Source organism: Bacillus sp. CCB-MMP212 (assembly GCF_022748145.1).
GTDB lineage: Bacteria > Bacillota > Bacilli > Bacillales > Bacillaceae_G > Bacillus_A > Bacillus_A cereus.
This window is the reverse complement of the sequence record NZ_JALDQE010000010.1, coordinates 93,286-115,513: the sequence shown is the minus strand read 5'-3', so window position 1 is coordinate 115,513 and position 22,228 is coordinate 93,286. Positions and strand designations below refer to the sequence as shown.

The following is a 22,228-nucleotide window of genomic DNA, read 5'->3' as shown; positions in this document are numbered from 1 at the left end:
GACTATGAATAAGACATGGTGGAAAGAAGCAGTTGCTTATCAAATTTATCCACGAAGCTTTATGGATTCAAATGGTGATGGTATTGGAGATTTACAAGGTATTATTGCAAAACTGGATTATTTAAAAGATTTAGGTATAGATGTAATTTGGATTTGTCCAATGTATAAGTCACCTAATGATGATAATGGTTATGATATTAGTGATTATCAAGATATTATGGATGAGTTTGGTACAATGGCAGACTTTGATGCTTTACTAGATGAAGTTCATAAGCGTGATATGAAGCTTATTATTGATTTAGTTATTAATCATACGAGTGATGAACATCCATGGTTTATTGAATCACGTTCATCTAAAGATAATCCGAAGCGTGATTGGTATATTTGGCATGATGGTAAAGATGGTGCGGAGCCAAACAACTGGGAAAGTATTTTTAATGGTTCGGCATGGGAATATGATGAAGAAACAGAACAATATTATTTACATCTATTCTCACGTAAACAACCAGATTTGAACTGGGAGAATAAAGAAGTTCGCGAAGTACTATATGATACGGTTAATTGGTGGCTTGATAAAGGTATTGATGGTTTCCGCGTTGATGCGATCAGTCATATTAAAAAAGAAGAAGGCCTTAAGGATATGCCAAATCCAAAAGAGTTAAAATATGTGCCATCTTTTGATAAACATATGAATGTGAAAGGTATTCAACCTTTATTAGAAGAGCTAAAAGAAAATACATTCTCTAAGTACGATATTATGACTGTTGGTGAAGCAAATGGCGTTAAGATTGAAGATGCTGAGCTTTGGGTTGGAGAAGAGCAAGGTAAGTTCAATATGGTATTCCAGTTTGAACATTTAAGTTTATGGGATGCAGAGAAGAAGAAAGACCTTGATGTTGTAGGATTGAAAAAAGTATTAACGAAATGGCAAAAAGGATTAGAGAATAAAGGATGGAACGCTTTATATATTGAAAATCACGATAAACCACGTATCGTTTCAACATGGGGAGATGATAAACAATATTGGCGTGAAAGTGCAACAGCTCTAGGAGCGATGTATTTCTTTATGCACGGTACACCGTTTATTTATCAAGGACAAGAAATTGGTATGACAAATGTTCAGTTACCAAATATTGAAGATTACGATGATGTTGCAATTAAAAATTTATATCGCGAGAAAATTGCAGAGGGCGTACCACATCAAGATATGATGGAGATTATATGGGCTTCTTGCCGCGATAATTCACGTACACCTATGCAGTGGAATGATGAGATGAATGCTGGTTTCACAACAAGTACACCTTGGTTTAGCATGAATCCAAATTACAAAGAAATTAATGTTGAAAAGCAAAAAAATGAAGAAAAGTCTATTTTCAATTTCTATAAGAAAATGATTGCCCTGAAAAAAGAGCACGATGTACTGAACTATGGTACGTACGATTTACTTTTAGAAGACGATCCACAAATTTATGCATATACACGTACGTTACAGGATGAAAAAGTCATTGTAATTAGTAATATCTCAAAAGAGGAAGCAGTGTATAATGAGGATTTATTTGCACTAGAACGCAAACGTTTGCTTTTAAATAACTATGAAGTTGCGGAACATGAAGAAGTAACAACAATTGCTTTAAAACCTTATGAAACAAGGGTTTATCGCATTTCATAATAAAAAAAGGATGCTCTTTGAGCATCTTTTTTTATGAAAAAAAATAAATTTCTATTGCAAAGTGAAAACGCTTTTATTAAAATAGATTTATGAAAACGGTTGCGTAAAGATAAAAATAAAGTAACATAAGGAATCGTTTTCATAAAGGGAACAGAAATTATAATTTAAATCATTATGTTGTTATAAATAAAGGGGAGGAAGAACAGATGAAAATTACGTCTTTTGATTTTTGGCAAAAGTTCGGGAAAGCGTTATTAGTTGTTGTAGCCGTAATGCCAGCAGCTGGTTTAATGATTTCCATCGGTAAGTTAATTGGTATGTCTGCTGGGGATGTTAACGCAGTTCATACAATTGCTCGCGTAATGGAAGACATCGGTTGGGCAATCATTACAAATCTACACATCTTATTCGCAGTAGCAATTGGGGGATCTTGGGCGAAGGATCGTGCAGGTGGTGCATTTGCAGCGCTATTAGCATTCGTCTTAACAAACCGAATTACAGGAGCTATATTTGGCGTAAACGCTCAAATGTTAGCGGATTCAAAAGCGACAGTTTCTTCAGTAATAGCAGGAGATTTACTTGTAAAAGATTACTTTACTTCTGTACTTGGTGCACCAGCATTAAACATGGGAGTTTTCGTGGGGATTATTACAGGTTTCTTAGGAGCTAATCTATATAACAAATATTATAACTATAATAAACTGCCACAGGCATTAGCATTCTTTAATGGAAAACGATTTGTACCATTCGTTGTAATTCTTTGGTCTACAGTTACTGCGATTGTATTATCACTTCTATGGCCATTCATCCAAAGTGGGTTAAATGAATTTGGTCGCTGGATTGCAGCTTCAAAAGATAGTGCACCAGTTGTTGCACCGTTTGTATATGGAACGTTAGAGCGTTTATTATTACCATTTGGTTTACACCATATGTTAACGATTCCGATGAACTATACAGAGCTAGGCGGAACATATACGATGCTAACTGGTTCAAAAGTTGGACAAGTTGTAGCAGGACAAGATCCATTATGGCTTGCATGGATTACAGATTTAAATAATTTATTGGCAAATGGAGATACGAAGGCATATAACGATTTATTAAATAACGTTGTACCAGCTCGTTTCAAAGCTGGACAAGTTATCGGCTCAACAGCAGCGTTAATGGGGATTGCATTTGCGATGTTCCGTAACGTTGATAAAGAAAAGCGTGCAAAATATAAACCAATGTTTTTATCAGCAGCATTAGCAGTATTCTTAACAGGTGTAACAGAACCAATTGAATTCATGTTCATGTTTATTGCTCCAGTATTATATGTTGTATATGCTATTACAACAGGACTTGCATTCGCGCTAGCTGATTTAATTAACTTACGTGTTCATGCATTCGGATTTATTGAGTTAATTACTCGTACACCAATGATGGTTAACGCAGGTTTAACAAGAGACTTAATCAACTTTGTTATTGTTTCATTAGTGTTCTTCGGTCTTAACTTTACACTATTTAATTTCTTAATTAAAAAATTCAACTTACCAACACCAGGGCGTGCAGGTAACTATATAGATAATGAAGATGAGGCATCAGAAGGAACAGGAAATGTACAAGATGGTTCATTAGCAACAAAAGTTATCGATTTATTAGGTGGAAAAGAAAATATTGCTGACGTAGATGCTTGTATGACACGCTTACGTGTAACAGTAAAAGACTTAGATGTTGTTGCACCAGAAGCACAGTGGAAACAAAATGGTGCTTTAGGGCTTATTGTAAAAGATAAAGGTGTACAAGCGGTATATGGTCCGAAAGCTGACGTATTAAAGTCAGACATTCAAGATATGTTAGGTGCGTAATAATATGAAATTGCTAACTTTAAACTGTCATTCTTGGCAAGAAGAGAATCAAATAGAAAAGATACAATACCTTGCTAAAGTAATTCAAGAAGAAGAGTACGATGTCATCGCATTGCAAGAAGTAAGTCAGTCCATACAAGCTGAAAATGTATGCGGTAACAAGAAAAAAGATAATTTTGGACTTTTACTATTAGAAGAGTTAAAAGCACTACATGTAAAAGATTACAATATTACTTGGGATTTCTCTCATATTGGTTATGACGTGTACGAAGAAGGGTTAGCGATTATAACGAAGCATAATATTATAAAAGAAGATACGTTCTTTATTTCAGAAAACGAGGATACAACGTATTGGAAAACGCGTAAAATTGTAAGTACAACAATTGCTTATAATGGTAAAGATATAACGTTTTACTCTTGCCATCTCGGTTGGTGGAATGATGAAGAAGAGTCATTTAAAGGGCAAGTTGATCGTTTGATGGAGCGTGTAGATAGTAATAAGCTCGCCTTCTTAATGGGGGATTTTAATAACAATGCTCGCTTGGAAGGCGAAGGTTATGAGTATATGATGCAAAAAGGGTTGTATGACACATATGAATTAGCAATAGAGAAGGATGAAGGAACGACTGTCCAAGGCGAGATTGCTGGTTGGGATGAAAATAAACATAATTTGCGAATCGATCTAATATTGTGTAACCAAAGTAAAAAAGTTCATTCTTCAAAAGTTATTTTTAATGGTACAAACAGAAATGTAATTTCAGATCATTTCGGTGTAGAGGTTCAATTGGATATATAATAGAAGAAATCCTCACAGAGAATAAAAGCTGTGAGGATTTTTTTTAGGAATACAAGTATTTCCAAGAGAAAATACTTGTATTTTTTATGACATTTCATATATATTTGTTATTATTGAATGTAAAACCGATTTGGTCATTTTGTATTCATACTTTGACTCACTTCGTTATATAATAAAGTAAGTGAAAGTTAATGGGAAAAAATAGTACGTTTTTGGTTAATACACGATGTAGAAAGTGATATAATTGCAAAATGCATGTATCATTTTCTAAAGAAGGAAAAATATATAATTAGGTGATAACTTCTATGAAACAGATTTGGCGTATTTATAAGACAGATTTACGGAATGTAGCCAAACATTGGGCTGCAATTGTTATTGTTTTAGGATTAATGATTTTACCATCGTTATATGCATGGTTTAACATTAAAGCTTCTTGGGATCCGTATGGAAATACAAAAGAGGTTCCCATTGCAGTTTCTAACCAAGATGCAGGTTCTAATTTAAGAGGGAAAGATATTAATATCGGGAAAGAGATTGTAGACTCCCTTAAGAAAAACAAAAATCTTGGCTGGAAATTTGTAGATGAAAAACAAGCGATTTACGGAGTTGAGCGTGGGGATTATTATGCAAGTATTACGATTCCAAAAGACTTCTCTGAAAAAATTGCAACTGTTCTGGATGAAAATCCCAAAAAACCAGAACTGGATTACTATGTGAATGAAAAAGTAAACGCGATTGCACCGAAGATTACAGCAAAAGGTGCATCAGGTATTACAGAAGAAATTAGTAAAAACTTTGTTAAAACAGCAAACGGTGAGATTTTTAAAATTTTCAATGACCTTGGAATCGATTTAGAAACAAACTTACCAAGTATCGAAAAAGTAAAAGATCTTGTATTTAAGTTAGAAGCGCAGTTCCCAGAAATGAATACACTTATGGATAAGGCGTTAGATGATGCAACTCGAGCAGAAGATGTTGTGAAAGTGGCGCAAAAAGATTTACCTGTTGTAGAGAGTGTAATAAATGATGGGCAGGAAGCATTGGCGAATTTAGATAAGTTCTTTGCAAGACAAGATCAAACATTAAAAAACGCTCCAGGAACGATAAGAAATGATTTAGTAGCAGCAAAAGGCGTTATGGATAGTGCAGCTGCATTTACTGACTTTTTAATGAATCCAGGTGTAGAACTAAATATTCCTGACTTGTCTGGAATGAATGGATTACCTGAATTCCCAGCGAGACCAGATCTTTCTAAGTTGAATAGTGATGGTTATAAGAGTATAGCGCAAAATATTAATCAAACAGTAAATAATGTTTTAAGTTCATCACGTGCAGGAACAGCTTATGGGAAAAGTGTTTTAAATGGATTGCAAAATGGTCAGTTTGATCCAGAACAAGCAAAGAGAGATTTAAATGCGGTATCAGAACGATTACAAACTGGTACAGATGGTATTTCATATCTTATTAATTTCTTTACTGAACTTCAAAAATCGGCGACTACTGATTTTGGTCAAAGCTTTTTCAAAGGGCGAGTGGATCACTTAACTAATGTTAAAAAAGGTATGGAAAATGCAAATAACGGTATTAAAGATATTGTAAATGTTATTGGCAAAGGACAAGAAGTAAAGAAAGATGTAACAGATGTAGCGAATCAAAAATTAGATGCAGCAAATGGATTAATTGATCAAGCTGAAAAAGATTATAATGAAACGTTTGTAGCAGATTATAAAAAAGCAGTTAGCACAGTCGATCAAGCTAAAGTTGATGCAAATGCAGTATATGATAATGCAAAAGCAGATTACGATAAAGTAAAAAATGGTATTGAGGGTGCAAAAGCAGATTTACAGAAAGCAAAAGAAGATGTACAAAATAGAGGTATTAACGGTTTAGATTCAACGAAAGTAGCTTTAAATAGCTTAAATGGTCAATTCCAATCTGGAATCGGTTTAATTGATGATATGATTCCAGTTCTAGAAAGTACAAATAAGGTTTTAGCGGATGTAAATAGTGATAAAAACCTTAATAATGGAATCGCAAAATTAAACAAAGCGAAAAGTAGTCTGCAAAAAGGTGTAGATGCAACGAATAAGGGGATTACACTTCTTAACAATGGCCAGAAACCTACAAAAGATGTAATTGAAAGTATTAACAACGCTGCGAAGGGCGGATCAGCTCAATTAACAGATGTATTATCGACGTATGATTCAGAAATTGTACCTAATTTCAATACAGCAATAGCTCGTACAAAAGAGATGTCGAAAAATACAACTCAAATTTTAAATGATGCAGACAAAAAGCTTCCAGATGTTAAAAAATTACTAGAAGATTCATCAAAAGGCTTAGTAGACGGGAAAAAGAAATTAGCAGATATTAAAGCTGAAATGCCGGAGACTGAGAAAAAGATTAAAGAATTAGCAGATAAAATTCGTGATTTTGAATCTGAAGAGGATTTAAAAGACATCATACGCTTATTGAAAAACGATGTTGAAAAGCAAAGTGATTACTTTGCGAATCCAGTCAATTTAAAAGAGAATAAATTATTTGCGATGCCAAACTACGGTTCAGCGATGTCACCATTCTATACAGTGCTTGCATTATGGGTAGGCGCATTATTAATGGTTTCATTATTAACGGTAGAAGTACACGAAGAGGGCGCGAATTATAAGAGCCATGAAATTTACTTCGGACGTTTATTAACATTCTTAACGATAGGTCTTTCACAAGCGTTTATCGTATCGATGGGAGATATATTCTTACTCGGTACGTACGTAGTCGATAAGTTCTGGTTTGTATTATTTAGTTTATTTATTGGTGGAGTCTTCGTTTGCATCGTATACTCACTCGTTTCTATTTTCGGAAACGTTGGGAAATCGATGGCGATCATTTTACTTGTATTGCAAGTAGCAGGATCGGGCGGAACATTCCCAATCCAAATGACACCAGCGTTCTTCCAAGCGATTTATCCGTTCTTACCATTCACATACGCAATTAGCGCAATTCGTGAAACAGTTGGCGGAATGCTTTGGGATATCGTAACGCGAGATTTACTTGTGTTAAGTGCTTTCGTAGTAGTTATGATTGTGGCTGCGTTATTACTGAAAACACCAATTAACAAATCAAGTGAAAAATTTGTTGAGAATGCAAAAGGAAGTAAAATCATTCACTAAAATAAAAGGTTCCTACCGATAGAGGTAGGAACCTTTTTGTTTAATCAAATTTTAATTTTTTTAATGCTTCCGCAAATGGGTTGTTTAATGGTTCTTCCTCTTTGTTCTGTTGTTTCATATATTTTTGAACGTCGCGCTTATCAGCTTTGTTTCCAGATTCTTTTTTACGTCTTTCTTGGAATGTAGAAAGTTTTTCGCGATAGCCACATTTACATGCGAAAATTTGGCCAGCGCCTTCACCACGTAATTCTAGTTTCTTCTTACATTGCGGACAGCGAGCGTTTGTTGTACGAGATACATTTTTACGATGACCACATTCACGATCTTGGCATACGAGCATTTTTCCCTTTTTGCCGTTTACTTCTAGCATTGGTTTACCGCAGTCTGGACAAGACTTCGTTGAAATGTTGTCATGTTTATATTTTTTATCACTCGATTTAATTTCAGAAACAATTTCTTTCGTATAGTTCTTCATTTCAGAAATGAATACTTCTTTTTTCAGCTTACCTTTTGCGATAGCCTCAAGTTTTTGTTCCCATTCACCAGTTAGTGTAGGGGATTTTAACTCTTCTGGTACTAAATCAAGTAACTGACGGCCTTTTGAAGTAATATGAATATCTTTGCCACGCTTTTCAATTAAGAACGAATTGAATAGCTTGTCGATAATATCAGCACGTGTCGCTACAGTACCTAATCCACCAGTCGATTTTAACGTATCAGCAAGTTGTTTATTTTGCGTATCCATATATTTTGTAGGATTCTCCATTGCTGAAAGTAAAGTTGCTTCATTAAAGCGTGCAGGTGCTTTCGTTTGGCCTGATGTTTGCATAAGTAACTTTACAGTTAATGTATCGCCCTTTTCAATGTGAGGCAGAAGCTGCTCTTTTACGTCATCAGTTACATCATCGTCTTCAAATCGATTTTCGTATACTTCCTTCCAACCAGCATGTAAAATCGTTTTTCCGCGTGCAATGAACGTTTCACTACCAACTTTAGTACGTAATGTTAGTTGCTCGTATTCGAATGCTGGGAATAAAACAGCTAAGAAACGTTTTACAACTAAATCATAAATTTTGCGTTCTTTATCTGTGAATGCTGAGAAGTTAACGTATCCTTCTGTTGGAATAATCGCATGATGATCGCTTACTTTACTATCATCAACAAATGATTTGTTAGGTTTGATAGGCTTTTGTAATACTTTATGTGAGAAGGGACGGTATTCTCCAACACCACATGCTTTTAGACGTTCTGGAAGTGTTCCAACGATATCAGATGAAATGTAGCGTGAATCTGTACGAGGGTACGTTAGCACTTTATGCTGTTCATACAATTTCTGCATAATATTTAATGTTTCTTTAGCAGAGTAACCGAACTTTTTATTTGCATCACGTTGCAATTCAGTTAAATCGTAAAGACCAGGAGAGAATGACTTCTTCTGTTTCTTATCAATTTCCACAACAGTAGCATGTTGTTTATCTAAACTTTTTACAATACCGTCAATTTTTTCTTTATTAAAACTACGGCTATTGCCATTTGCATCTTGCCAAGTAAGTTTGAGTTTCTCCATCGTTTGAGCTTCGATGCCGTAGTAAGTTTGAGCTTTGAAGTTCTTTATTTCATCCTCACGACTAGCAATCATAGCAACAGTAGGGGTTTGTACACGGCCGCAATTTAACTGGGCATTAAAGCGAGTTGTTAAAGCGCGAGTTGCATTAAGACCGATATACCAGTCAGCTTCTGAACGTGCAACTGCTGAAGCGTATAAATTGTCATAGGCTTTACCTGGTTTTAAATTTGCAAAACCATCTTTAATTGCTTTATCGGTTACAGAAGAAATCCATAAACGTTTGATTGGTTTATTTAGCTTAACTTTATCGATAATCCAGCGTGCGACTAATTCCCCTTCACGTCCAGCGTCTGTTGCTACAATAATTTCATTTACATCTTTTCTAAGTAGCTGACTTTTTACAGCATTAAATTGTTTACCAGTTTGTTTAATAACCGTTAATTTTAAACGCTCAGGTAGCATCGGTAAATCTTCTAAATTCCACTTTTTATATTTCACATCATAACTTTCTGGATCTGCTAATGTAACGAGATGACCTAAAGCCCAAGTTACAATATATTTACTACCCTCAAGATAGCCGTTTCCTTTTTTATCACACTTCAGTACACGAGCAATATCTCGTGCAACGGAAGGTTTTTCAGCGATTACAACGCTTTTTGACATATTAAAAACATCCTTTCAAATTTCCATACGTTAACTATAGCATACATCTTCTTGAGATTCAGTTTCGCTCCATATTTGAGCTGTTTTTAATGGAATGAACAAAATCCCAACTAATTAAAGTTTCACTTTATCAGTTGCTCCTATATTAAATAGAAAAAGTAAAGAACTTGTTATTTTACTAGAATAAGAGTAGACTTTGAAGTAGATGAATAAGAAACACATGGGAGTTTGTGGATACAAACTGAGAGTATGGCTACTAGTCCGTCATTGACCATTTGAACCTGTTGGATAATGCCAGCGTAGGGAGAGTGTAAAAGCACATATTCAGGCACTTTGCGTACGCGCAAAGTGTCTTTTTGTGTATCTCCCATCATTATAGTTAGGAGATGAAAAGGATGAATATGAAAGAAATTAGTAAAGTAGTGGATTTGGTGAGAGAATCTAATCCGCTCGTTCATAATATTACAAATGTTGTTGTAACAAATTTTACTGCTAACGGTTTGTTGGCACTTGGGGCATCGCCTGTAATGGCGTATGCAAAAGAAGAAGTAGCAGAAATGGCTAGCATTGCTGGAGCGTTAGTATTAAATATGGGGACACTTCGTCCTGAAGAAGTAGAAGCGATGCTACTCGCGGGTAAATCAGCAAATACGAACAATGTGCCAGTACTATTTGATCCAGTTGGTGCAGGAGCAACTTCGTATCGAACAGAAGTTGCGAGACATATTCCGGCTGAAATCGATTTAGCAATTATCCGCGGAAATGCAGCTGAAATAGCAAATGTTATTAATGAGAAATGGGAAATTAAAGGGGTAGACGCTGGTACTGGAAATGGAAATGTTGTAAGTATTGCAAGGCAGGCAGCAGAAGAACTAAATACAGTTGCGGTCATTACTGGAAAAGAAGATGTTGTTACAGATGGAGAGAGAACTATTGTTATTCGAAACGGTCACCCTATTTTAACGAAAGTTACGGGAACAGGTTGTTTATTAACGTCTGTAATAGGAGCATTTGTAGCAGTGGAAAAAGATTATGTAAAAGCAGCAGTAGCAGCATTAACGTTTTATGGTGTAGCTTCGGAACTGGCAGCTGCTAAGACCGTGGAAAAGGGACCTGGTAGTTTCCAAATTGAATTTTTAAATCAGTTAGCGAATACTACTGCTGGTGATATTGAGAAGTATGGAAAGATTGAGGAGTTAGAGTAAGGGGGATGAAACATACGATGCGCATTGAAACAAAGAAAATGTCTAAGTTATTACAAGTGTATTTTATTATGGGAAGCAATAACTGCACGAAGGATCCTTTAGCTGTATTGAAAGAAGCGTTAGATGGTGGAGTGACACTTTTTCAGTTTCGCGAGAAGGGGGAAGGTTCTTTAATCGGAGAAGATAGAGTGCGCTTTGCAAAAGAATTGCAGACGCTTTGTAAGGAATATAGTGTTCCTTTCATTGTAAATGATGATGTAGAATTAGCCATTGAATTAGATGCAGATGGTGTTCATGTAGGACAAGATGATGAAGGAATTACATCTGTTCGTGAAAAAATGGGAGATAAAATTATCGGCGTATCTGCTCATACAATTGAAGAAGCACGCTTTGCAATCGAAAATGGAGCAGATTATTTAGGCGTTGGACCTATTTTCCCAACGAGTACGAAAAAAGATACGAAAGCGGTTCAAGGAACGAAAGGATTAGCTTATTTTAGAGAACAAGGAATTACAGTGCCAATCGTTGGTATTGGTGGGATTACAATTGAAAATACAGCGGCAGTTATAGAAGCGGGTGCGGACGGTGTTTCAGTTATTTCAGCAATTAGTTTAGCTGAATCTGCGTATGAAAGTACGAGAAAATTAGCTGAAGAAGTAAAGAGAAGTTTGTAGAAAAGGACATGTAGTATTTTAAGTGCTACATCGAGAAGTAGACTGCCCAAAAAATTTAAACAAACGTTTGATTAAAAAAGCACAAACCTTTTTAAATAAAGGTTTGTGCTTTTTCTTTAAAACATAATTGAAATTAAGAGCATTCCAATTCCGATAGAAGTAAATGTTGCAATTAAGCCTGGAATCATAAAGCTATGATTTAATACGTATTTACCAATACCTGTTGTACCAGTACGGTCAAAGTTAATGGCAGCAACGATTGTTCCATAGTTCGGAATGAAGAAATATCCATTTACTGCAGGGAACATCGCAATCAGTAGCGCTGGTGGAATACCAAGGGATAGTCCAAGTGGCATTAAGGCACGTACTGTTGCTGCTTGGCTGTACAGTAAAATAGATAGAATGAATAGTGCGATGGCAAATAGCCAAGGCGCACTTGTTACTAAATGCTGAATAGATCCTTGAATCATATTTAAGTTTCCATTAAAGAAAGTATCTCCCATCCAAGCGATACCGAAAATAGCAACAACTGCTGTTGCCCCTGCTTTAAAGACGTTACCAGACACAATGCTTTCTACATTTGGTTTACAGAAAATAATAATAAGAGCCGCGATAGTTAACATGACCATCTCAATTGTGTTCGGCATGGAAAGGCGAGCTAACTTCCCATCAACTATCCATCCTGGACGAAGTGCTTCAAATGAACCAAGAAGTACAACAAGGAAGGTTCCTACTAGGAAAAGGATAACTGATAATTTTGCGCCCTTTACACCTACAAATGCTTTTTTCTCTTCAAGCTTAGGAATCATTCCTTCTTTTAATCGTTTTAAGTATTCAGGGTCTTCATTTAATTCTTTTCCCATCTTACTAGCAACGAATGCAGCTATCATACAAGCGATGAAAGTAGAAGGGATACTTACTTTTAAAATATCTAATAAGGTGATTTTATAGTCAGCTAACATTGCTAAAAGAGCAACTGTGGCAGCTGAAATTGGACTAGCTGTAATTGCTTGTTGAGAAGCGATTACGGCAATCGACATTGGGCGTTCCGGTCTAATCCCTGATTCACGAGAGACTTCTGCAATAACAGGAAGTACAGAATAGGCAACGTGACCAGTACCTGCACATAGTGTGAATAAATAAGTAACAATTGGAGCAAAAAAAGTAATACGCTTTGGATTTTTTCGTAATGCCTTTTCAGCTAGATGAACAAGATAGTCCATTCCTCCAGCAGCTTGCAAAGCACCAGCAGCTGTAATTACTGCCAAAATCATAAGCATTACATCGATAGGAGGCGCGGTTGGTTGTAGGTGGAAGACAAAAACGAGTATTGCCATACCAACTCCACCCATTACTCCTAAACCAACTCCGCCTAGGCGTGCACCAATAAAAATACAGAGTAACAAGGTAAGAAATTGTAGCCAAAACATGATAAACTACCTCCGAAATTCATTAGTTAAGATATATTCGAATAGTTTAATTTGAATGAAAATTAAATAAATATCCGAAGAAATCCTTGTTGTTTATACGTTTTTTATTATATAACACAAAAAAAGTAACATTCACGTACTTTTTGAAATTATTTTGAAAAAGCAATGCATTAAAAATTTGTATTTATATCTCTAAATAAGTAGACATTTTGATTTATATGTTGTAATCTTTGAAAGAGAATAAATTAATTCTCATAGAACTCCCATATCGTTCAACTCGTTCAGCGAGAAAGGCAAACTGATGGAAACATGAGGACGCAAAACTACAGGAGCTAAGGTCGAAAGGCTACGCTAGCCAGTTACCGGACGGATAGGGTTGGTCTTGGCCAATGCTTTTACATTGGCTTTTTTTTATTCTCGAACATATTGAGAAACATTTTCAAACAAAATATTCATATATTTTGTTTTTTTTGTTTATGTTAATTAAGGAAGGTGGATATTAATGAAAAAATATTGGCATAAGTTATCGTTCCTTCAAAAGAACGTCTTATTAACCGTATTAGTTATTTTGACACTTGTTGGAAGTATGGGTGCACTAAGTTTCAACATGTTTCAAAATAGTATGATGTCTTTATTTGAAAGGCAGTCTATTGAAACAGGAGAAATAGTATTGAAAAAATTGGATGTAGAATTAGTTAGAGACATGGCGAAAGATCCTACAGCCGAAAAAGTGAAAAAAGAAAAGTTAACAGAGAAATTAGATGAAGTGTCAAAAGAATTGAAAAGTGTTGGACAAACGTATGTTACAGGAGCAAAGCCGAATGAAAAGCGAGAATTACAACTCGTTGGTTTGACTACAGAGTTAACAAAAGCGTTCCCTATAAAGCCGGGAGATTATTATGAACAACCCGCTCATTGGATGAAGGCATACGATAAAGTCATTGATACGAAAAAGGCCCAAATGACAGAAGTATATGAAGATGAAATAGGTTCGTGGGTGACAATATTAGAACCAATTACAGATGGAGAAAACAATATTGTTGCAATTATTGCGGCTGACTTAGATGCTTCCATTGTTCCTATTACAAAAGAGAAGTTTATGATACAGGGCTTACTCTTTATCATTATTTCATTAGCGATTGCGACTATTACTCAATTCTTTATCGTGCGTCACTCATTAGCGCCATTAAAAGATTTACGAGAAGGGTTACGTAAAATTGGTGAAGGTGACTTGAGTATTAAATTAAAAGAAAGACCAGATGATATTGGAATTATTAATGTTTATTTCAATAACACGATTGAAAAGTTTAAAGGGATTATAGATAAAGTAAGGCAAACTGCTGAGCAAGTTTCTTCTTCTTCACAAGAATTGTCGGCGAGTACAGAGGAAAACAGCATGGCAGTTCAAGAGATTGCAAGTTCTATTGAAGGTTTAAGAGTAGGGGCACAGTCTCAAAAAACTTCAGTACAACAATGTTTAGGGATTGTACATGGAATGGAAGATAAGGTAGAAGAGATAACTGGGGCTGCGAAACAAGTTGCGGTTGCTTCTGAAGGTATGGAGCAACATTCAATTGAAGGTAATGAAGTGATTGGACAAATTATTAATCAAATGAGTTTAATTCAAAATGCAGTACAAGATTTATCTTCCATCATTTATTCGTTAGAAACAAGGTCAAAAGAAATTAGTGATATCGTAACTGTAATTACAGGTATTTCAAATCAAACAAATTTATTAGCTTTAAATGCTTCTATTGAGGCTTCACGTGCTGGAGCAGCGGGGAGAGGATTTGCAGTTGTTGCTGATGAAGTACGAAAATTAGCAGAACAAACGGAAGCGTCTGCTAAAGATATAGCGAAATTAATTGGTGAAACACAAGCTGAGACAGAAGATGCTGTAGTTTCAATGCAAAAAGGTTCAAAAGAAGTAGAAACTGGAATTTCACTTGTTCAAAGTAGTGGGAATTTCTTTGAAAAAATCTCCAAATCAGCGCAATCTGTTACAGATCAAGTAAAAGCTGTTTCGGGTAATTCGAGTGACATTTTACAAAATAGCCAGAATATCGTTCAAGTCGTAAATGAATTATCACATATTGCAAACACTTATGCCAACAGCAGTAGTAATGTTGAAGAAAGCATGAAAGAGCAAGAAATATCAGTACAAGATATTGCAGAATTAGCGACTTCTTTAAGTTGGCTTTCTCAGGAATTACAAGAGCTTATTGGTGAGTTTAAAAGCGAATAAGGAGAAAGTTCAATTCTAATCAAAGGGGATATCTCCGCTACTGATTATGAATTGAACGAATCTGCCCGTTAATAAGGGATGAAAAAGGTGTGAATTTTCACACCTTTATTATATTTAAGAGAGGAATTTACATAAATATGAAATTAGCAATTTCTTATAATGAGATGGTAAAAGAATTTTTAGGGAAAGTAGAAGGAAGTATTAAAATACCTAAAGATGTGCAAGGAACGGAACTTAGGATAAAAAGGAAAACTGAACTATTTCCAAATTTGACTCATATTGTAGATTTAATAGGAGCGACTGCAACGTGGTTATATCATATTTCTAAAGAAAAACATATTGTCGTGCTTTATCATGTAAGAGGAAGTTTATTTCCGATTACTATTGAAGTTTCTAATTTTCTCTCCTATGAAAGTTTGAATTTACAGATTGAAGAGCAACTGGAACAAATTAAAGAAATGAATGAGGAAGAAATAGAAGAGTTTCAAAACGGTAATACATTATATGAAATGTCACCTATTATTATTGGTGAAACATATTATGAGCTACAAGACACGAATACATTACAATTTGTATTTAGTAAAAATATGCAAAGTGTAGAAATAATATTTAATAGTGTTAATTGGAAGGAAACAACGATTACTCGTTATGCACAACAAATACAAGGTGTTTTAATTGGTACATCACAAAATAAGAATAATTATATAAATAATTTTAATATTATTACAGAGGCCGAGATGGCACTTTATAGTCAAGTGAATGATACGACAGCAGTATATCCTGAGAAAAGTATCGTCGATATGTTCTATAATACTGTTACTCAATTTCCAAATCGTATAGCTTTATCTTCAAGGGAAGGTACTTTAACTTATGAGGAGCTAAATAAAAAAAGTAATCAAATAGCTCATATGTTAATTAAAAACGGCGTCCAATTAGGAGACTATGTTGGAATATTTATGAAACGTAGCATAGACACAGTAGTAAGTATGGTAGCTATATTAAAAGCTGGTGCAGCGTATGTTCCGATTGATCCAGATTATCCGGAAAGTAGAATACAGTACATTATTCAAGATAGCCAAGCGAAAGTTATATTGATGAAAGAGACGCCTATAACATGTGATGGAGTTCAAACAGTTTCAATGTATGATAGTGAAACTTGTGAAGATATAGATGTAAAGTTGTCTATTCATTGTGATGATGTAGCTTATATGATTTATACGTCTGGTTCAACAGGGAATCCAAAGGGAACGATGTTAGCACATAGAGGGGTTGTTAATCTGTACACTTGGATGCAAAAGCAATATGAATTGACAGAAGAGGATGTATTTGCCCAATTTCCTTCTTTTAGTTTCGATGCTTCTGTATGGGAGTCATTTGCTTCTTTATTCTGCGGAGGAAACTTGTATGTATTATTAGAGGAAGAGCGATTGTCTGTAGAAGCATTTGCAAATGCAATCTATAAAGTGAAAGCAACTTCGATCTTGGCATTAGCAACAATTTTTGTTCGACAAGTAGCAACTTATTTAGCAGAAGAAGATATATATAAGCTAGCTTCCCTAAAAAGAATTGCGATTGGCGGTGAAATGTTGCCTGTAGAGGTTATTAAATTGTGGAGAGAAAGAATAGGTACAAATGTTGAAATTCATAATGTATACGGACCGACAGAATGTACTGTAGTGACGACAACCTATAAAATACCTAGTCAGTTAAATGAGGATGTTGCGAGTATTCCCATTGGTAAACCATGTGCTAATTATCAAGTTATGATTTTGGATGAGAATATGAATCTTTGTCCAATTGGTGTACCTGGTGAATTATATATAGATTCAGTAGGATTAGCAAAAGGGTATTTTAATAAGCCTAATAAAACAATTGAAGCTTTTATTCAGAACCCTTTTAATCCTATAGTTAATATATATAAAACAGGTGATATTGTTAAGTTGTTAGAGGATGGAAATATAGAATTTTTACATCGGAAAGATGATCAAGTAAAGATTAGAGGACATCGTATTGAACTAGGAGAAATCCAAAGTAAAATTTCTCAAAATCATAATATAAAAGAAAATGCTGTGTTTGCTAAGAAGAGTAAGGAAGGTAGCCAATATTTAATCGCGTTCTATACAACTTTAAATAAAAAAGAAATACCAGAATTAGTTTATCAGTTACAAGAGCAATTACCAGATTATATGGTGCCATCTAAACTAATTTATATTAATGAATTACCACTTACACCTAATAAAAAGATTGATGTTAAGAAGTTAGCTCAGTTAGAAGAAAAGTATGAACCGGTTCGTCTACAAGAATATGTTGCACCTTCTAATAAAGCAGAGAAACAAATAGAGCGCGCTTGGGCGGAAGTATTAGGAATTTCAAAAGTTGGAGTGCATGATGATTTCTTTACAATTGGTGGACATTCATTAAAAGTATTACGAGTCTTAACATTGTTAAAAGAAGATTTTTCACATTTAACAATTCAAGATTTCTTTAAAGAAAGAACGATATATGGATTAGCTCGAATTGAGCGAGAAGTAAAAGTAGAGAAAGAAGGAGTATTTCGTGAATATAAAGTGATTCACGAACCAGATACTATTACGTATGCAAACGTTTTGGAAGAAACCCAGATTTCAAATGTCTTTTTAACAGGAGCTACTGGTTATTTAGGATCACACATATTATATGAATTGTTGAGAGATACATCTGCTACTATTTATTGTTTAGTAAGACCAACCAAAGATGTGCAACAAAGAATTATAGATACATTAACAGGCTACTTTAGTGATATATGTGAAGAATGGTTACAGCGTATACAGGCCGTAGCTGGTGATCTGGGGGAAGAGTATCTTGGGATGAGCGAAGAAGAATTTATGTTCATCAGTTCTAAGATGGATACGATAATTCATTGCGGTGCAGATGTAAGACATTTTGGAGATGTAAAACAATTTGAAAATATAAATGTCCAAGGAACTAGCCGTATGCTAGCATTAGCGGAGAAAGGTGCTACATTCCATTTTATTTCTACAATTGGTATCCCGTTAGAATTAGCGGTAGATCAATGGGATACATACATGAAAACTGGTGATTTTAATTACAGTGTAGACTTAGAGAATGTATATTCAAATAGTAAACTACAAGCGGAAAACATTGTTCGTGAAGCAATGAAAAATGGTTTGCGCGGAAATATTTATCGTGCAGGTAATTTAGCATGTCATTCAGAAACAGGTTCGTTCCAACAAAATATTGAAGGAAACGCATTTTATCGTCTTATTAAAACAATGCTATTAATTGGGAAAGCACCAAATGTGAAGTGGAAAGTTGATTTCACACCAATTGATTTTGCTAGTAAATCAATTGTATCGTATTTAAAAGATTCGCAAATTGTAGGAGAGACGTTACATATTTGTCATCCACATCAAATTGAGTTTGAACAATTTATACAGTTAATTGGAGAGTGTGGATACAATCTTGAAATGGTTCCACTTTCAGAATATGTAAATACCGGACTTGAATTAGCGAAGGAAAATGAAGTAATAGCAGAGTTAATTGCTTCTCAAGTTGCAGGAGATGGAGCGCAGCAATCTGAAATTGTAATGGGTACGCGTAGAACGAATGAATGGATTAAGAAAAAAGAATTGATAGTACCAGCAATCAATAAAGAATTTATACAGCAGTTATTAGCTCATGGTGAAAAAGTTGGATATTTTCCAAAAATAATGAAATGATTATGCATGCTTTTGTTTGTTCAATAAAATAAATCATGCTACAATGAAAACGAATTAAGGACCGGGGAGCCAATTGGCTGAGAGGATGTAAGTAAACATCGACCCTCAACCTGATCTGGATAATGCCAGCGTAGGGAGTTACTTAAAGTGATGTAGCATATGTTATTCTATAATAACTTGCATACAAGGCTTTCCTACGCAGTAGGAAAGCCTTTTCTTATTTTTGAAATCTAATTTTATAAGGGGGATTTTATTATGTCACAACAAGTTACAATGTCATTTTCAGTAGTACCACAAGCGAAAACGAAAGATGTATATTCTGTTGTCGATAAAGCAATTGAAGTTGTGCAACAATCGGGAGTTCGTTATGAAGTAGGGGCAATGGAAACAACTTTGGAAGGAGAATTAGATGTACTTCTTGATGTCGTTAAACGTGCGCAACAAGCTTGCGTCGATGCTGGAGCAGAAGAAGTGATTACTTCTATTAAAATCCATTATCGTCCAAGCACTGGTGTAACGATAGATGAAAAGGTTTGGAAGTACCGTGATGAATATGCAAAACCAGAAGCAATCTAAACTTATTACAACTATTTGGCTTATCCTTCTCATTGCGATATGGGAAGGATCTGTTTCATTATTTAAAATCGAACCGTGGATTTTACCAAAGCCTTCTGCCATTGTTCAAGAATTAATTGGGATGAAAGATTTACTATTACCAAATACGATGCAAACACTGCAGGAAGTTATAATTGGACTATTCTTTGCAATTTTATTGGGGACGAGCATCGCAATTATTATGGACGTTATACCGTTATTTCGTATTTTAATAAATCCATTGCTCGTTATTTCGCAAACAATTCCAATTGTTGTACTTGCACCGCTATTTATTATTTGGTTTGGATATGGGATGTTGCCGAAAGTAATGGTCGTAATACTCGTTTGTTTCTTCCCAATTGCGCTTAGTATTTTAGAAGGTTTTCAAACAGTAGATAAAAACATGTTGAAGCTTTTACAAACAATGAAGGCGACAAAATGGCAAGTTTACCAGAAAGTAAAATTTCCAGCAGTGCTTCCATACTTTTTCTCCGGTTTAAAAATTGCAGTTACATATAGCGTAATGGGGGCAATTATCGGAGAATGGCTCGGTGCAAGTGAAGGATTAGGCGTTATGCTTACGAGGGCTACAAAATCCTTTTTGACTGCCCGAGTATTTGGTGTTGCAGCAATCATCGTTATAGTGACATTATGCCTGTATTTTATCGTAGAGTTTATGGCAAGAATAACAGCACCATGGATATATAGAAAGGACGGCAGAAAATGAAAAAAGGTTTGAAAGTTATGTTAGCTGCCTTAGTAGCGGTAGGTGTGGCTGGATGTAATCCGGCGAAGAAAGAAGAAAGTGCAAGTAAAGATCAAAAAGTAAAAGTAGTATTAGATTGGTTTCCAAATACGAATCATACTGGCTTGTATGTAGCGCAAACGAAAGATTATTACAAAAAGCAAGGATTAGATGTAGAAATTATTCAACCAGGTGACAATGTAACAGCAGAGCAAATGATAGCATCAGGAAAAGCAGACTTCGCAATAAGCGCACAAGAAAATGTAACATTAGCTCGTGTGGAAGGAATTCCTGTTGTATCTGTAGGAGCGATTATTCAGCATAACACTTCAGCGTTTGCATCGCTTAAGAAAGATAATATGACGTCACCGAAAGATTTTGAAGGTAAACGTTATGGCGGCTGGGGAGGACCAGCGGAAGAAGCGACATTAAAGACGATTATGGATAAGCATCAAGCTGATTTTAATAAAGTTGAAAAAATCATCTTAGGACAAACAGATTTCTTTAAATCAATCGGCCGTGATGCAGATTTCGAATGGATTTATTACGGTTGGGATGGTATTGAAGCGAAGCGCCAAGGAAAAGAGTTAAATACGATTATGGTGAAAGACTTAGATCCAGCGCTTGATTTCTATAGTCCTGTTATTATTACGAGTGAAAAACATACGAAGCAAGATAAAGACTTTGTGAAAAAGTTTATGAGTGCAACAACAGAAGGTTATAATTTTGCAATTAAGGAACCGAAAGAAGCTGCTGATATTTTAATTAAAGCTGTTCCAGATGTAAATAAAGATTTAGTTCAAGAAAGCCAGAAATGGTTAAGTACGAAGTATCAAGATGATGCGAAAGCATGGGGAGTACAGAAGGAAGAAATTTGGACGAATTACATGAATTTCTTATATGACAACAAAGTTATTAAAAAGAAAATCGATGTAAAAGATGCTTTTACAAATGAATTCCTTCCAAGTGAAAAATGAGCGGATTACAAATAAAAAATATAGTGAAATCTTTCGACGGAAAGAATGTATTAGAGAATATTAGTGCCTCTATACAAGAGGGAGAGTTTGTTTCTTTTGTAGGACCGAGTGGTTGCGGGAAAAGCACATTATTAAACATGATTGCAAATGTTGAAAAACCAACAAGCGGGAACGTAATGTATAAAGATAAGCAAGTACAAGAGCAAGATGTTGTTAGTTATATGCCACAACAAGATTTATTACTACCGTGGCGATCAGCTTTGCAAAATATCGTTCTTCCGTTAGAAATTGAAGGAAAGCCGAAAAAACAAAGGCTGACAGAAGGAATGGAAGCATTAAAGCAGTTCGAACTAGATGAATATGCAGACCATTATCCAGATGAATTGTCTGGTGGTATGCGTCAAAGAATTAGTTTTCTGCGCACATATTTATGTGAAAAGCCAATTATGCTGCTTGATGAGCCTTTTGGAAAGTTAGATGCATTTACAAAAATGGAAGTACATAGCTGGCTTTTAAACTCTTGGCATCAAGAGAAGCAAACAATCGTTATGGTGACACATGACTTAGATGAGGCAATCTTGCTTTCAGATCGCGTATTTATTTTATCTCAAAGACCAGCGTCAATTGTTGGCGAGGTACAAGTGAAATTACCTAGACCGAGAACGATGGATATGTTAACATCACTCGAATTAAAAAAGGATAAAGAAGAGATTTTAAGTGTGTTAGCTCCTTATATGAAAAAATAGAAAAAGCCTTTTAACAGTTTTTAGTATAATTACTGTTAAGAGGCTTTTTTTAGAATATGAAAAGATGGAGAAGGAACAAAAGGGAAAATAGAGAATAGAATATAACAGAGTAGTTTATACTCTTAATATAACAAATGTTAAAGGAGTGAAAGGATAAAATGACTTTATCAACTGTTCTTCAAATGGT

The 22,228-nt window shown here is 35.0% G+C and carries 14 protein-coding genes and 3 riboswitches; of the genes, 12 read left to right on the top strand and 2 right to left on the bottom strand.

Translation table 11 applies throughout. The features are described from left to right. The first annotated feature begins 4 nt into the window (after positions 1–4). The 4 genes from MRP26_RS23700 (at position 5) to MRP26_RS23685 (ending at position 7,476) form a co-directional block, all read left to right on the top strand. Complete coding sequence (locus MRP26_RS23700) at positions 5–1,669, top strand: glycoside hydrolase family 13 protein (RefSeq protein WP_001044701.1); 1,665 nt, start codon at positions 5–7, stop codon at positions 1,667–1,669. A 206-nt stretch (positions 1,670–1,875) separates the two neighbouring features. After that, on the top strand, positions 1,876–3,513 hold the full coding sequence (locus tag MRP26_RS23695; protein ID WP_000705569.1) for a PTS transporter subunit IIBC: 1,638 nt from the start codon (positions 1,876–1,878) through the stop codon (positions 3,511–3,513). 4 nt (positions 3,514–3,517) lie between these two features. Then, the gene (locus MRP26_RS23690) at positions 3,518–4,309 is read left to right on the top strand and encodes an endonuclease/exonuclease/phosphatase family protein (protein WP_069354894.1); all 792 of its coding nucleotides are present in this window, start codon (positions 3,518–3,520) and stop codon (positions 4,307–4,309) included. Positions 4,310–4,614: 305 nt separating this feature from the next. After that, the gene (locus MRP26_RS23685) at positions 4,615–7,476 is read left to right on the top strand and encodes a YhgE/Pip domain-containing protein (protein WP_000810081.1); all 2,862 of its coding nucleotides are present in this window, start codon (positions 4,615–4,617) and stop codon (positions 7,474–7,476) included. A 40-nt stretch (positions 7,477–7,516) separates the two neighbouring features. Here the strand turns inward: MRP26_RS23685 and topB are convergent, their stop codons facing one another. Continuing rightward, entirely contained in the window at positions 7,517–9,706 is a 2,190-nt protein-coding gene (gene topB, locus MRP26_RS23680; protein ID WP_069354896.1) for a DNA topoisomerase III, read from the bottom strand. A 210-nt stretch (positions 9,707–9,916) separates the two neighbouring features. Beyond that, positions 9,917–10,029, top strand: a riboswitch (TPP riboswitch). A 72-nt stretch (positions 10,030–10,101) separates the two neighbouring features. On the opposite strand from topB, the gene thiM reads away from it, so the two are divergent. Further along, positions 10,102–10,911: a hydroxyethylthiazole kinase gene (gene thiM / locus MRP26_RS23675; RefSeq protein ID WP_242807004.1), complete on the top strand. Its 810-nt coding sequence runs from the start codon at positions 10,102–10,104 to the stop codon at positions 10,909–10,911. A gap of 5 nt (positions 10,912–10,916) precedes the next feature. Further along, complete coding sequence (thiE, locus tag MRP26_RS23670) at positions 10,917–11,585, top strand: thiamine phosphate synthase (RefSeq protein WP_069354898.1); 669 nt, start codon at positions 10,917–10,919, stop codon at positions 11,583–11,585. A 116-nt stretch (positions 11,586–11,701) separates the two neighbouring features. Here thiE and MRP26_RS23665 read toward each other — a convergent pair whose 3' ends face one another. Further along, positions 11,702–13,015, bottom strand: coding sequence for an anaerobic C4-dicarboxylate transporter family protein (locus MRP26_RS23665; RefSeq protein ID WP_000498700.1), 1,314 nt, complete (start codon positions 13,013–13,015; stop codon positions 11,702–11,704). Positions 13,016–13,297: 282 nt separating this feature from the next. Continuing rightward, positions 13,298–13,382: riboswitch (cyclic di-GMP riboswitch) on the top strand. Between the two features lie 135 nt (positions 13,383–13,517). Here MRP26_RS23665 and MRP26_RS23660 point away from each other — a divergent pair. The 6 genes from MRP26_RS23660 (at position 13,518) to MRP26_RS23635 (ending at position 22,041) form a co-directional block, all read left to right on the top strand. Then, positions 13,518–15,260 carry a methyl-accepting chemotaxis protein gene (locus MRP26_RS23660; RefSeq protein ID WP_000761077.1) on the top strand — a complete coding sequence of 581 codons (1,743 nt, stop codon included), beginning with the start codon at positions 13,518–13,520 and terminating at the stop codon, positions 15,258–15,260. Positions 15,261–15,397: 137 nt separating this feature from the next. Continuing rightward, positions 15,398–18,979 (top strand): non-ribosomal peptide synthetase family protein, encoded by a 3,582-nt coding sequence (locus MRP26_RS23655; protein WP_197241147.1) that lies wholly within the window; start codon positions 15,398–15,400, stop codon positions 18,977–18,979. 52 nt (positions 18,980–19,031) lie between these two features. Beyond that, positions 19,032–19,133: riboswitch (TPP riboswitch) on the top strand. A gap of 101 nt (positions 19,134–19,234) precedes the next feature. Beyond that, the gene (locus MRP26_RS23650) at positions 19,235–19,555 is read left to right on the top strand and encodes an MTH1187 family thiamine-binding protein (protein ID WP_000082906.1); all 321 of its coding nucleotides are present in this window, start codon (positions 19,235–19,237) and stop codon (positions 19,553–19,555) included. Next, a complete protein-coding gene (locus tag MRP26_RS23645; protein WP_001057164.1) occupies positions 19,527–20,300 on the top strand; it encodes an ABC transporter permease in 774 nt (257 codons plus the stop codon). The genes MRP26_RS23650 and MRP26_RS23645 overlap by 29 nt, the downstream gene beginning before the upstream one ends. Next, on the top strand, positions 20,297–21,295 hold the full coding sequence (locus MRP26_RS23640) for an ABC transporter substrate-binding protein (protein WP_000715573.1): 999 nt from the start codon (positions 20,297–20,299) through the stop codon (positions 21,293–21,295). The genes MRP26_RS23645 and MRP26_RS23640 overlap by 4 nt, the downstream gene beginning before the upstream one ends. Beyond that, the gene (locus MRP26_RS23635) at positions 21,292–22,041 is read left to right on the top strand and encodes an ABC transporter ATP-binding protein (protein WP_000016079.1); all 750 of its coding nucleotides are present in this window, start codon (positions 21,292–21,294) and stop codon (positions 22,039–22,041) included. The genes MRP26_RS23640 and MRP26_RS23635 overlap by 4 nt, the downstream gene beginning before the upstream one ends. The last annotated feature ends 187 nt before the right edge of the window (positions 22,042–22,228 follow it).